General features: G+C 64.8%; 12 protein-coding genes. 9 read left to right on the plus strand and 3 right to left on the minus strand.

Translation table 11 applies throughout. The features are described 5' to 3' along the window. The first annotated feature begins 185 nt into the window (after positions 1–185). From GA566_RS13085 to GA566_RS13120, 8 genes are all read left to right on the plus strand, one after another. Positions 186–1,604 carry an FAD-binding oxidoreductase gene (locus tag GA566_RS13085; protein ID WP_137923249.1) on the plus strand — a complete coding sequence of 473 codons (1,419 nt, stop codon included), beginning with the start codon at positions 186–188 and terminating at the stop codon, positions 1,602–1,604. A 10-nt stretch (positions 1,605–1,614) separates the two neighbouring features. Further along, entirely contained in the window at positions 1,615–2,505 is an 891-nt protein-coding gene (locus GA566_RS13090) for a LysR substrate-binding domain-containing protein (protein WP_137923250.1), read from the plus strand. Between the two features lie 202 nt (positions 2,506–2,707). Continuing rightward, positions 2,708–4,210 (plus strand): FAD-linked oxidase C-terminal domain-containing protein, encoded by a 1,503-nt coding sequence (locus GA566_RS13095; RefSeq protein ID WP_137923251.1) that lies wholly within the window; start codon positions 2,708–2,710, stop codon positions 4,208–4,210. A gap of 62 nt (positions 4,211–4,272) precedes the next feature. Further along, positions 4,273–5,199, plus strand: coding sequence for an ion transporter (locus GA566_RS13100; RefSeq protein WP_137923252.1), 927 nt, complete (start codon positions 4,273–4,275; stop codon positions 5,197–5,199). Positions 5,200–5,236: 37 nt separating this feature from the next. Continuing rightward, entirely contained in the window at positions 5,237–6,352 is a 1,116-nt protein-coding gene (gene glcE, locus GA566_RS13105; protein ID WP_137923253.1) for a glycolate oxidase subunit GlcE, read from the plus strand. Between the two features lie 48 nt (positions 6,353–6,400). Beyond that, positions 6,401–7,651, plus strand: coding sequence for a glycolate oxidase subunit GlcF (gene glcF, locus GA566_RS13110; RefSeq protein WP_160472936.1), 1,251 nt, complete (start codon positions 6,401–6,403; stop codon positions 7,649–7,651). A 142-nt stretch (positions 7,652–7,793) separates the two neighbouring features. Next, positions 7,794–8,171 (plus strand): CidA/LrgA family protein, encoded by a 378-nt coding sequence (locus tag GA566_RS13115; protein ID WP_160472937.1) that lies wholly within the window; start codon positions 7,794–7,796, stop codon positions 8,169–8,171. After that, on the plus strand, positions 8,168–8,893 hold the full coding sequence (locus GA566_RS13120; protein WP_137923256.1) for an LrgB family protein: 726 nt from the start codon (positions 8,168–8,170) through the stop codon (positions 8,891–8,893). The genes GA566_RS13115 and GA566_RS13120 overlap by 4 nt, the downstream gene beginning before the upstream one ends. Before the next feature lie 14 nt (positions 8,894–8,907). Here GA566_RS13120 and GA566_RS13125 read toward each other — a convergent pair whose 3' ends face one another. From GA566_RS13125 to GA566_RS13135, 3 genes are all read right to left on the minus strand, one after another. Then, on the minus strand, positions 8,908–9,402 hold the full coding sequence (locus tag GA566_RS13125; protein ID WP_160473299.1) for a glutathione peroxidase: 495 nt from the start codon (positions 9,400–9,402) through the stop codon (positions 8,908–8,910). 95 nt (positions 9,403–9,497) lie between these two features. Continuing rightward, the gene (locus GA566_RS13130) at positions 9,498–10,637 is read right to left on the minus strand and encodes a PilT/PilU family type 4a pilus ATPase (RefSeq protein ID WP_137923257.1); all 1,140 of its coding nucleotides are present in this window, start codon (positions 10,635–10,637) and stop codon (positions 9,498–9,500) included. A 133-nt stretch (positions 10,638–10,770) separates the two neighbouring features. Beyond that, a complete protein-coding gene (locus tag GA566_RS13135; RefSeq protein ID WP_137923258.1) occupies positions 10,771–11,814 on the minus strand; it encodes a type IV pilus twitching motility protein PilT in 1,044 nt (347 codons plus the stop codon). 66 nt (positions 11,815–11,880) lie between these two features. On the opposite strand from GA566_RS13135, the gene GA566_RS13140 reads away from it, so the two are divergent. After that, positions 11,881–12,570, plus strand: a complete 690-nt coding sequence (locus tag GA566_RS13140) for a YggS family pyridoxal phosphate-dependent enzyme (RefSeq protein ID WP_137923259.1) — start codon at positions 11,881–11,883, stop codon at positions 12,568–12,570. The last annotated feature ends 91 nt before the right edge of the window (positions 12,571–12,661 follow it).

Consider the following 12,661-nt stretch of genomic DNA (forward strand, 5'->3'; position numbering starts at 1 on the left):
GGTGTCGGTTGTGATGGTTTTCAGAAAGTGGCGCAATTATGGCGCGCTTCCCGCCCGGATTGACCGCTGATCGGCCGTCGGCTGCAAATTGCCGGGCCGGCAGGTGACGCGCACGGCGTAGCGGAGTCGTAGAATAGCGGGCATTCCCTTGCATACAGAGCCGAACGGCCCCGCCGGAGACCCGCATGAACCACCCCACCCCTGCCGCCGCGCTGGCGCGCCGTCCGTTTCCGTCCGAGCTGGCCGATGCCCTGACCACCCGCTTTGGCGACCGGTTCACAACCTCGAATGGGGTACGCGAGCACCACGGGCGCGACGAATCGCCCTTTGCCCCCGCCCTGCCCGATGCCGTGGTGTTTGCGCACTCCACCGAGGAAGTGGCCGAGGTCGCCCGGCTCTGCAACGCGCACAACGTACCGCTGATTCCCTACGGCGCGGGCTCCTCGCTCGAAGGCCATCTGCTGGCCGTGGCGGGCGGCGTGAGCCTCGATCTTTCGCAGATGAACCGCGTGCTGGCCGTGCAGCCCGAGGATCTGACCGTAACCGTGCAACCGGGCGTCACGCGCAAGCAGCTGAACCAGGAAATCAAGGACACCGGCCTGTTCTTCCCGATCGATCCTGGCGCCGATGCGTCGCTGGGCGGCATGTGTGCCACACGGGCCTCGGGGACCAACGCCGTGCGTTACGGCACGATGCGCGACAACGTGCTGGCACTGACCGTGGTTACCGCCGACGGCCGCGTTATTCGCACCGGCACCCATGCGCGCAAATCGTCGGCCGGCTACGACCTGACGCGCCTGTTCATCGGCAGCGAAGGCACGCTGGGCATCATCACCGAAGTCACCGTCAAGCTCTACCCGCAGCCAGAGGCCATCTCGGCGGCGGTCTGCGCGTTCCCGGGCATGGGCGATGCCGTGCGCGCCACCATCCAGACCATCCAGCTTGGCGTGCCCGTGGCGCGTGTGGAGTTTGTCGATGCGCTGGCCATCCGCGCGATCAACCGCCACGACAATCTGACGTTGCCGGAAACGCCGCACCTGTTCTTCGAGTTTCACGGCACCGAAGCCGGGGTGCGCGAGCAGGCCGAAACCGTGCAGGAAATCGCGGCCGAGCATGGTGGCAAGGGCTTCGAATGGGCCACGCGCCCCGAAGACCGCTCGCGGCTCTGGAATGCGCGCCACACCGCGTACTTCGCCATGCTGCAACTGAAGCCCGGCTGCAAGTCCGTGACGACCGATGTCTGCGTGCCGATCTCGCGCCTGGCGGACTGCGTGACCGAGACCGAGCGCGATCTCAATGCGTCGTCGCTGCCCTGCCCGATCGTCGGCCACGTCGGCGACGGCAACTTCCACGTGGCGATCCTGGTCGATCCGGACAAGCCAGAGGAAATGGCCGAGGCCGAGGACATCAACCGGCGCATTGTGCAGCGCGCGCTGGCGATGGGCGGCACCTGCACCGGCGAGCACGGCGTGGGCCTGCACAAGATGGGTTTCCTCGTGCAGGAGCACGGCGAGGATGCGCTGGATCTGATGCGCGCCATCAAGGACGCGCTCGATCCGAATCACATCCTGAACCCCGGCAAGATCTTCAACGCCGCGCGCTGAGACCGGCGCCATGGCATCGGTCTTCCAGCGTGTTCCGCCGCTGCACCTGCTGATTGCGTTCGAATCCGCCGCACGGCTTGGCAGCTTCGCGCGTGCGGCCGAGGAACTCTCGGTCACGCCGAGCGCGGTCTCGCACCGCATCAAGAACCTGGAGGAACTCTGGGGCGAGGACCTGTTCGTGCGCTCCAATGCCGCGCTGCGGCTCACCGCCGCCGGCATGCGCTACCACCGCAATGTCGAGGACGCGCTGAAGTCCCTCAACGAACTTGCGCGCCCCGAATACAACAAGCTGCGCACGCGGCTGCGCGTGGCCATCCCGCCCACGTTCGGCCGCCAGCACCTGGTGCCGCGGCTGCCGGAGTTCCAGGCGCTGCAGCCGCACATCGATCTCGAACTGCACCTGTCCGTGCCGTTCCTGGACGTGAAGGCAGAGGACACCGATGTCGAGATCCGCTACGGCACCGGGCGCTACCACGACCTCAAGACCACGAAGCTGCTGGTAGAGCCGGTGTTCCCGGCGTGCGGCCGCGAATACTACGAGCGCGTGAACGGCTTCGCGATCACCAAGCCCCAGGATCTGCACAATCTGACGCTGCTGCGCAGTCCGCTGGAGCCGTGGCGCCCATGGTTCGAGACAGCCGGCCTGGAGTGGCCCGAGCCGCAGACCGGTGCGCAGTTCAACGACATCGGCCTGATGCTGGAGGCTATCGTGTCCAACCAGGGCGTGGGACTGGTGCGGCAGCGCATGGCGCGGCAGTGGCTGGCATCGGGCCAGATGGTGAAGATGCTCGATGTGGAATCGGTCTCGCCGCACGGCTACTACATCGTCGAACGCGAACAGGCGCCGCTGATGCCCGAAGCGCGCGCGTTCATCGACTGGCTGCTCGGGCTGGACTGGTAGCGGCGCAGCCACTACGCTGGAAGAGGTCTCCGGGCGTGCTGCGTTCTCCACGCGGCATGAACCATTTTGATCGGCCTGCCGTGCCGAATTCATGTGCGTTGACGTGCGCTCGGCGCGTGGGCTGCGCTATAGTCGGCCGTCCCCCTCCCCGGCCGCAGGCACGCAGTACATGCGCCGCGCCCGGTTCGTCACAGGAGTCACCATGAACGCACCGCAAGACGCACAAACCGTGGCGGGCGAATCCGCCGAGGCCCGTCGCGCCTCCTTGCTGGCACAGCTCGCCAGAATCCTGCCCGATGCCGCCATCCTCTGGAAAGCCGAGGACACCGTGCCTTACGAGTGCGATGGCCTGGCCGCGTATCGCCAGGTGCCCGACGCCGTGGTACTCCCCGACACCGAAGCCCAGGTCTGCGCCGTGCTGCGCCTGTGCCACGAACTCGGCGTGCCGGTGGTGCCGCGCGGTTCGGGCACGAGCCTGTCCGGTGGCGCGATGCCAATCGCAGGTGGCCTTGTGCTCTCGCTGGCGCGGTTCAAGCGCATCGTGTCGGTGGATCCTTATTCGCGTACCGCCGTGGTCCAGCCCGGCGTGCGCAATCTCGCCATCTCGGAAGCCGCGGCCGCGCATGGCCTCTACTACGCACCCGATCCTTCCTCGCAGATTGCGTGCTCCATCGGCGGCAACGTGGCCGAGAACTCGGGCGGCGTTCACTGCCTCAAGTACGGCCTGACGGTGCATAACGTGCTGCGCGTGCGTGGCGTGACGATGGAAGGCGATGTGGTGGTCTTCGGCTCCGAGGCGCCCGATGCGCCGGGACTTGACCTGCTGGCCGCCGTCATCGGCTCCGAAGGCATGCTCGCCGTGGTCACCGAAGTCACGGTCAAGCTCGTGCCCAAGCCGCAACTCGCGCAGGTCATCATGGCCAGCTTCGACGACGTGGAAAAAGGCGGCAACGCCGTGGCCGACGTGATCGCCGCCGGCATCATCCCGGCCGGTCTGGAAATGATGGATCGCCCCGCCACGGCTGCCGTGGAAGAGTTCGTCAAGGCGGGCTACGACCTCGACGCCGCCGCAATCCTGCTGTGCGAATCGGACGGCACGCCCGAGGAAGTGGCCGAGGAAATCGGCCGCATGAGCGAGGTATTGCGCGCTTCCGGCGCAACCCGCATCACGGTGTCGCAGTCCGAGGCGGAGCGCCTGCGCTTCTGGAGCGGCCGCAAGAACGCCTTCCCGGCGGCGGGCCGTATCTCGCCCGACTACTACTGCATGGACGGCACCATCCCGCGCAAGCACATCGGTACGCTGCTCAAGCGGATCGAGGAGATGGAACGGAAGTACAGCTTGCGATGCATCAACGTGTTCCACGCGGGCGATGGCAACATGCACCCCCTGATCCTGTTCGATGGCGGCGACGTTGACCAGTGGCATCGCGCCGAGCTGTTCGGTTCCGACATTCTCGAGACCTGCGTGGAACTGGGTGGCACGGTCACCGGCGAGCACGGCGTGGGCGTGGAGAAACTCAACTCGATGTGCGTGCAGTTCTCGACGGCCGAGCGCGAGGCATTCTTCGGCGTGAAGGCCGCCTTTGACCCGGCCAGGCTGCTGAATCCGGACAAGGCCATCCCCACGCTGGCCCGCTGCGCCGAGTACGGCAAGATGCACGTCAGGCGCGGATTGCTGCCGCATCCGGACCTGCCACGGTTCTGAACCACCGGGCAAGGTTGCGGGAAAGCGGCGTGCCGCGTGTTTCCGTTACCCAACCGTCCGATATGCCACAACGCAACCTCAACGCCCTCAACCGCCAACGTCTGGGCCAACCCGAATCGGGCTGGCGCCAGCGCTGGTACACGATCATCTTCGAAGCCGACACGCGCCAGGGTCGACTGTTCGATGTGGTTCTGCTCGTGGCCATCATGGCCAGCGTGGCCGTGGTGATGCTCGACAGCATCCCGAGGATCAACGCGCGCTTCGGCACGCTGTTCACGGTCCTCGAATGGATGTTCACGCTGCTGTTCACGGCCGAGTACATCATGCGGCTGTCCGTGGTGCGACGCCCGCTGCGCTATGTGTTCAGCTTCTACGGCATCATCGATTTCATCTCGATCATGCCCACGTGGGCCTCGTTCTTCGTGCCCGAACTGGCGTTCCTGATCGACGTGCGCCTGCTGCGCCTGATGCGCGTGTTCCGGATCCTCAAGCTCACCGTCTACTTTGAGGAAGCCGAGGTCCTGGCCCGGGCGCTGTCCAACAGCCGCCGCAAGATCTTCGTGTTCCTCGGCACGGTGTGCATCATCACCGTGATCCTCGGGACCGTGATGTACGTGGTGGAAGGGCCCGAGCATGGCTTCACCAGCATCCCGCTCAGCATGTACTGGGCCGTGGTCACGCTGACCACGACGGGCTTCGGCGATATCGTGCCGCGCACGCCGATCGGCCAGTTCATCACGTCGCTGACCATCCTGCTGGGCTACGGGATCATTGCGTTCCCGACTGGCATCGTCGGCGCCGAGCTCGCCGCCAGCATCATCAAGCGACCGTTGACCACCCGCTGCTGCGAGCATTGCCTGACCGAGGGGCACGAGCCCGACGCCAACTATTGCAAGCATTGCGGCACCGCGCTGCCCGAGTATCAGTCCGATTCGAAACTCGAAGGCGCGCTCGACAACGCCCCGCCCCCGAAGCGGCCTCGACGCTGATCCCACACGCATTCCAATAACGATACCCACGCCCCTCATGCAAGCCACTCTCGACGCCACCCTCGGAGTCTTCCGCGATGCGATCCGCCAGGCCGGCGACAGCCGCACGCCGCTGCGCCTGCGCGGCAGCGGCAGCAAGGACTTCTATGGCCAGGCGCTGGCTGGCAACGTGCTCGACACCCGTGCGTATCGCGGCATCGTCGAATACGACCCAGCCGAACTGGTGATCACGGCGCGCTGCGGCACGCCGCTGCGGGAGATCGAGGACGTGCTGGCCGAGCGGCGCCAGATGCTGGCTTTCGAGCCGCCCCACTTCGCCGCACGCGGACAAGCCAGCGAAGCCACGCTGGGCGGCGCGGTGGCCGCCGGGTTGTCGGGACCGCGCAGGCAGTCAGTGGGGGCGCTCCGCGATTTCGTGCTCGGCGCGCAACTGATGGATGGCCAGGGCGAGATCCTGAACTTCGGCGGACAGGTCATGAAAAACGTGGCCGGCTACGATGTCTCGCGGCTGCTGGCCGGATCGCTCGGTACGCTTGGCCTCATCACCGAGGTCTCGCTGAAGGTGCTGCCCGTGCCGTTCGACGATGCCACGCTGCGTTTCGCGATGTCGCAGGCCGACGCCATCGACCAGCTCAACAAATGGGGCGGCAAGCCGCTGCCGATTGCCGCCTCTGCGTGGCATGACGGCGCGCTGCATGTGCGATTGAGCGGTGCCACGGCAGCGGTCTGCGCGGCGCGCGACAGCCTGGGCGGCGAGGTGGTCGACAACAGCCACACCCAACTGCTGTGGTCTGCCTTGCGCGAGCAGACGCACCCGTTCTTCGGCCCGGCGCACGATGCCAACGCCGCGCTGTGGCGCATTGCCGTGCCCACCGTCACGCCGCCGCTGGACCTGCCGGGCGCGCAACTCGTGGAATGGGGCGGCGGCCAGCGCTGGTGGCTGGCGCCCGACGATAGTGCCGCTTCCGCTGACCATGTCCGCGCAGTGGCCCAGGCGGCGGGTGGACACGCCACGCTGTTCCGCAATGGCGACAAGTCAGTGGGCGTATTCACGCCACTGGCCACGCCACTCGCCGCGATCCACAAGCGACTCAAGGCCACGTTCGATCCGGCCGGCATCTTCAATCCGCAACGCATGTACAACGGGCTCTGATCCGGCGCAACACGTCAGACGCACAGGCCCATATAACGATCCCCCACCATGCAAACCACCCTGGCCGAATTCCTGCGCAACACGCCCGAGGGCGAAGAAGCCAAATCGATCGTCGGCAAATGCGTGCACTGCGGTTTCTGCACGGCCACCTGCCCCACCTACCAGTTGCTGGGCGACGAGCTGGACGGCCCGCGCGGCCGCATCTACCTGATGAAGCAGGTGCTCGAAGGCAATCCGGTGACCGAAAGCACGCGGCTGCACCTGGACCGCTGCCTGACCTGCCGCAATTGCGAATCGACCTGCCCTTCTGGCGTGACGTATGGCCGGCTGGTCGATATCGGCCGGCAGATCGTCGACGAGCGGCTGGAAGCCCAGGGTGTACAGCGTCCGCTGGGGCAGCGCGTGATGCGCTGGGCGTTGCGTGAAGGGCTGACGCGTCCGGCGCTGTTCGGCCCGGCGCTGAAGCTAGGGCAGCTGGTTCGTCCGATGCTGCCGCAGACCCTGCGCAACAAGGTGCCGGCGCATCCCACGGCACCCGGCACGTGGCCGCGCAACACCCACGCACGCAAGATGTTGTTGCTCGACGGTTGCGTGCAACCCGCGATGTCGCCCAACATCAATGCCGCCACGGCACGCGTGTTCGACAAGCTCGGCGTGGAATTGATCGTCGCGCCCCAGGCCGGCTGCTGTGGCGCAATCCGCTTCCACACGGGCGACCATCCGGGCGGCCTCGACAATATGCGCGCCAACATCGACGCATGGTGGCCGCAGATCGAAGCCGGCGCCGAGGCCATCGTCATGACGGCATCGGGCTGCGGTGCGATGGTCAAGATTTACGGCCACCTGCTGCGCGACGATCCCCAATACGCCGAGCGCGCTGCACGTGTATCGGCGCTGACGCGTGACCTTTCCGAACTGCTGCCAGCCTTCACCGACGACCTGCACAAGCTCGCCGGCGCCGTCCCGCGCGATGGCCGACGCGTGGCCTGGCATCCGCCCTGCACGCTGCAGCACGGCCAGCAGATCCGCGGCAACGTGGAAGCCCTGCTCACACGCCTCGGCGTGGACGTGCGCCTTTGCGCCGACAGCCACCTGTGCTGCGGCTCGGCCGGTACGTACTCGGTGCTGCAACCGGAACTGTCGTACAAGCTGCGCGATGACAAGCTGGCCAAGCTGCAGGCCACGGCGCCGGAATCGATCGTCACGGCGAACATTGGTTGCATCACGCACTTGCAGAGCGGGACGGAAACGCCGGTGATGCACTGGGTGGAATTGGTGGATCGGATGGTGACTGTGTGATTTTCCCTCTGGTTTTGCTCCCCTCTCCCGCGCGCGGGAGAGGGGAGCAAAACCGTGGGAGACGGGACACCTCATCGGCACCTTGCACGCATCTTGTACGGGAGTACCATGTCGGCAATTTTGGAAATCCCAAGTTGCCCCCATGCTTCAGACGTTTGCCATTCTGCTGGTCTTTCAGACCGTGGGAGAGGTGATCAGCTACGCGCTGCGCCTGCCCGTTCCTGGCCCCGTGATCGGGATGTTGCTGCTGTTCGGCTGGCTGGTGTTCGACAACCGGCTGTTGCCCGTGATCCAGGGTTCGGCCAATGAACTGCTGAAGCACCTGTCCCTGCTGTTCGTGCCCGCCGGTGTCGGCATCATGGTGCACGCCAACCGTATCAGCAGCGAATGGATGCCGATCATCATCGCGCTCGTTGTCTCCACCTGGGTGGCGATCGCGGTTACCGCGCTGGTCACGCGCGCGCTGATGCGCAAGCCGCCTGCCACCCCGACTGTGCCAAACGAGGGAACGCAGCCATGATGTCTCCGCGCCTCAACGAAATCTGGGTCTATCTGGCAGCAAGCCCGCTGATCGGGCTGACCGCCACGCTGATCGCCTACGTCTTTGCGTTCCGCATCTATGAGCGCGCGCGATTCTCGCCACTGGCCAACCCCGTGATGATCTCGGTGGCACTGCTCGTCACCGTGCTGACCGTAACTGGCACGCCGTACAAGACGTATTTCGATGGCGCGCAGTTCGTCCACTTCCTGCTTGGACCCGCTACCGTTGCGCTGGCGGTGCCGCTCTATACCCAGTTGCCGAAGCTGCGCAGCAACGTGCTGCCGCTGTTGATCGGGCTGGTGGCGGGTTCGTTGGCGGCTGTCGTGTCGGCGGTGGGCGTGGCATATGCGCTGGGCGCGTCGCCAGAGGTCGTGCGATCGCTGGCGCCGAAGTCGGTGACGATTCCGATCGCGATGGGTGTGTCGGAGAAGATCGGCGGACTGCCTTCGCTGACCGCTGTGCTGGTGATGGCCACCGGCATCATCGGCGCGATCAGTGCCACGGGGTTGCTGAACCTGCTGCGCGTGCGCGACTACACAGTACGCGGCTTCGCCACGGGCGTGGCCGCGCATGGCATCGGCACGGCCCGCGCCTTCCAGGTCAGCCAGGAGGCCGGCGCGTTTGCCGCCCTCGGCATGGGACTCAACGGCGTGCTGACGGCCATCCTCGTTCCCGTGCTGGCCACGTTCATGCCGCGCTGAATCTCATCGTTCGATCAGGCGCCCGGGTCGGCAAGTAGCGATTCGATGTCGCCGCGAATCTCGTCGGGCTTCGTCGTTGGTGCGTAGCGCTTGAAGACCGTGCCGTCGCGGCGCAGCAGGAACTTGGTGAAGTTCCACTTGATGGCCTGCGTGCCGAGCAGGCCGGGCTTCTCGGCGGTCAGCCACTTGTAGAGCGGATGGGCGTCGCTTCCATTCACGTCGATCTTTCCGAACATCGGGAACGTGACGTGGAAACGCGACTCGCAGAACGCGCCGATCTGCTCCGCATCGCCCGGCTCCTGCTTGCCGAACTGGTTGCACGGAAAGCCCAGCACATCGAAACCCTTCGTCTGATACGTATCCTGCAACGTCTGCAGGCCCGCATACTGCGGCGTGAAACCGCACTCGCTGGCCGTGTTGACGATCAGCAGCACCTTGCCGCGAAAATCGTCGAGCGGCACTGGCTTGCCCGACAGCGAACTGGCTTCGAATTCGTAGACATTGGCCATCATGGGCTCCTCGGAATGTGAAACGGGTCAGGCCGAAGAATACTCCGCCTGACCCGTCCAGGGTGAAGGGTGAAGCTTGAACGCTGCCGTACTGGTCAGATAACGTTCAGATGCTCCGTACCTGCACCGAGATCGGTATCGCGATGGCGCGCACTGTGCAGCTTGATCATCAGTCGCAGGTCATTGAGCGAATCGGCGTTCTTGAGCGCATCCTCGTACGTGATCTTCTCAGCCTCGTAGAGCTCGAAGAGCGCCTGATCGAACGAGATCATGCCCTGCTCGCGGGATTTCTTGATCACCTCCTTGAGCTCGGCAATCTCGCCCTTGAAGATCAGGTCGGCCACCAGCGGCGTGCCGATCATGATTTCCACGGCCGGCACCCGGCCCTTGCGACCCGCGCGCGGCAGCAGGCGCTGCGAGATCATCGCCTTGAGGTTCAGCGACAGGTCGATCAGCAACTGATGGCGCTTCTCCTCGGGGAAGAAGTTGACGATGCGGTCAATGGCCTGGTTGGCATTGTTCGCGTGCAGCGTAGCCAGGCACAGGTGGCCCGTTTCGGCATACTGCATTGCGTACTCCATCGTCTCGCGGTCGCGGATTTCGCCGATCAGGATCACGTCGGGCGCCTGACGCAGCGTATTCTTGAGCGCGATGTGCCACGACTCCGTATCGATACCGACCTCTCGCTGCGTCACGATGCAGTTCTGATGCGCGTGGACGTATTCGATCGGGTCTTCGATTGTGATGATGTGCCCGTACGAGTGCGCATTGCGGTGGTCGAGCATCGCCGCCAGTGAAGTGGACTTGCCCGAACCCGTTGCCCCGGTCACGATCACAAGGCCGCGCTTGGACATCACGATGTCCTGCAGCGACTTCGGCAGGTCCAGATCGTCCACGGACGGGATCTGCGTGTTGATCGTCCGCACCACCATGCCGGCCCGGCCCTGCTGGATGAACGCCGACACACGGAAGCGGCCCGCATTGGGCGCCGTGATCGCGAAATTGCACTCGCGCGACTCTTCGAACTCCCTCACCTGCCGCTCGTTCATGATCGAGCGCACCAGGCCCAGCGCCTGCGTCGGATTCAGCGGCTGCTGCGAGACCGGCGTGATCTTGCCATCCACCTTGATGGCCGGCGGGAATTCGGAGGTGATGAACAGGTCCGAGCCGCGGTTGTTCACCATCAGCTCAAGCAAGTCGTTGATGTACTTCGATGCGGATTCGCGGTCGAGCATAGTCACTCCGTTTCACTCGGAAACTGGTTCAGGAGGGAGCGTAGCGGTTCTGACCCAGGCGCGCGGCCGCAGACAGTACAAACAGTACGGCAAGGCCGCGCAACGACGCCAGAATCCTCCTGAAGCAGTTTCCTCAGCCCATGAAGGCGTCGGGGTTTTTGGCAATCGCCCGCGCATCGTTGTAGTTGATCGACCCGCGCTTGATCAGGTCACTCAGGCCCTGGTCCAGCGTCTGCATGCCCATGCCGCTGGAGGTCTGCATCATCGAGTACATCTGCGCGATCTTGTTCTCGCGGATGAGGTGTCGGATGGCCGGCGTGGCGATCATGATCTCGTGCGCGGCAATCCGGCCGTTGCCATCGCGCGTCTTGAGCAGCGTCTGCGAAATCACCGCTTCGAGCGATTCCGACAGCATGGTGCGGACCATGTCCTTTTCTTCGGGCGGGAACACGTCCACCACCCGGTCGATCGTCTTGGCAGCGGAGCTGGTGTGCAGCGTGGCAAAGACCAGGTGGCCCGTTTCGGCCGCGGTCAGTGCCAGCCGGATGGTTTCCAGATCGCGCAATTCACCCACCAGGATCACGTCCGGGTCTTCACGCAGTGCCGAGCGCAGTGCGTTGGCAAACGAGTGCGTGTGCGGACCCAGTTCGCGCTGGTTGATCAGGCTCTTCTTGGACTCGTGCACGAATTCGATCGGGTCCTCGACCGTGAGGATGTGGCCCATGTCGCTATCGTTGCGGTGATCCACCATTGCGGCCAGCGTGGTGGACTTTCCTGAGCCCGTAGGTCCGGTCACCAGCACCAGCCCGCGCGGCTTCATGCAGAGATCCGCGAACACCGCCGGTGCCCGGAGATCGTCGAGCGTGAGTACCTTCGACGGAATCGTCCGGAACACGGCGGCGGCGCCGCGCTGCGTGGTGTAGGCATTGACCCGGAAGCGGGACAGGCCAGAGATCTCGAACGAGAAGTCGATTTCCAGCCGTTCCTCGTACATCTTGCGCTGCACGTCGCTCATGATGTCGTACACCATGGCGTGCACATCCTTGTGCGTCATGGCTGCGACATTGATGCGGCGCATATCGCCGTGAATCCGCACCATCGGCGGCATGTCAGCCGAGAGGTGAAGATCGGAAGCCTTGTTCTTGACCGCGAAGGCCAGAAGCTGTGCGATGTCCATCTATAATGACCCCACCCTAAAAACCCGCTTATTGTTTTACTTCTTGATATATATGTTCGCCGGATTATGTCTGTAATCGCCGCCAACTTGCAAGCCGTGGAAAGTGACATCGCGGCGGCTGCACAACAGGCGGGAAGACCCGCTTCGGAGGTCGCCTTGCTGGCCGTTTCCAAGACCGTTCCGGTGGCCAGGATCCGCGAGGCATATGAGGCCGGACAGCGCGCGTTCGGCGAAAACTATGTACAGGAAGGCGTGGAAAAGATCGGGGCGCTGGACGATCTGCGCGGCGGCATTGTCTGGCATTTCATCGGACCGTTGCAAAGCAACAAGACCCGCGTGGTGGCCGAGCAGTTCGACTGGGTACATGCCATCGACCGCCTGAAGATTGCCGAGCGGCTCTCCGCCCAGCGGCCGGCCGGCCTGGCACCGCTGCAGGTCTGCATCCAGGTGAATATCAGCGGTGAAGACACCAAGAGCGGCGTGGCGCCCGATGAAGTGCCTGCGCTGGCCCAGGCCATCGCAGCCTTGCCGAATCTCCAACTGCGTGGGCTGATGGCAATTCCGGCGCAGGCGAACGATCCGGTGGCACAGCGCCGGCCGTTTGCCGATTTGCGCAGGTTGCTTGATCAACTACGCCAATCCGGGCTAAACGTGGACACGCTCTCGATGGGCATGTCTGCAGACATGGACGCGGCCATTGCCGAAGGCGCCACGCTCGTGCGCATCGGTACCGCAATTTTCGGCGCGCGGGGCTGACTGCCCCAACGGGTCCGCGCCGGCCCCCGAACCCATGACAAGAACGCCAGCCGATCCAGCCAATGGCGGCGCGCTGGCAGACCAGGAACTT

The organism is Cupriavidus sp. SW-Y-13 (assembly GCF_009793345.1).
Lineage (GTDB): Bacteria > Pseudomonadota > Gammaproteobacteria > Burkholderiales > Burkholderiaceae > Cupriavidus.

What these genes read in the sequence shown, in the direction of transcription:
- GA566_RS13085 (WP_137923249.1), top strand. Translation starts at nt 186, where the DNA reads ATGAACCACCCCACCCCTGCCGCCGCGCTGGCGCGCCGTCCGTTTCCG.
- GA566_RS13090 (WP_137923250.1), top strand. Translation starts at nt 1,615, where the DNA reads ATGGCATCGGTCTTCCAGCGTGTTCCGCCGCTGCACCTGCTGATTGCG.
- GA566_RS13095 (WP_137923251.1), top strand. Translation starts at nt 2,708, where the DNA reads ATGAACGCACCGCAAGACGCACAAACCGTGGCGGGCGAATCCGCCGAG.
- GA566_RS13100 (WP_137923252.1), top strand. Translation starts at nt 4,273, where the DNA reads ATGCCACAACGCAACCTCAACGCCCTCAACCGCCAACGTCTGGGCCAA.
- glcE (WP_137923253.1), top strand. Translation starts at nt 5,237, where the DNA reads ATGCAAGCCACTCTCGACGCCACCCTCGGAGTCTTCCGCGATGCGATC.
- glcF (WP_160472936.1), top strand. Translation starts at nt 6,401, where the DNA reads ATGCAAACCACCCTGGCCGAATTCCTGCGCAACACGCCCGAGGGCGAA.
- GA566_RS13115 (WP_160472937.1), top strand. Translation starts at nt 7,794, where the DNA reads ATGCTTCAGACGTTTGCCATTCTGCTGGTCTTTCAGACCGTGGGAGAG.
- GA566_RS13120 (WP_137923256.1), top strand. Translation starts at nt 8,168, where the DNA reads ATGATGTCTCCGCGCCTCAACGAAATCTGGGTCTATCTGGCAGCAAGC.
- GA566_RS13125 (WP_160473299.1), bottom strand. Translation starts at nt 9,402, where the DNA reads ATGGCCAATGTCTACGAATTCGAAGCCAGTTCGCTGTCGGGCAAGCCA.
- GA566_RS13130 (WP_137923257.1), bottom strand. Translation starts at nt 10,637, where the DNA reads ATGCTCGACCGCGAATCCGCATCGAAGTACATCAACGACTTGCTTGAG.
- GA566_RS13135 (WP_137923258.1), bottom strand. Translation starts at nt 11,814, where the DNA reads ATGGACATCGCACAGCTTCTGGCCTTCGCGGTCAAGAACAAGGCTTCC.
- GA566_RS13140 (WP_137923259.1), top strand. Translation starts at nt 11,881, where the DNA reads ATGTCTGTAATCGCCGCCAACTTGCAAGCCGTGGAAAGTGACATCGCG.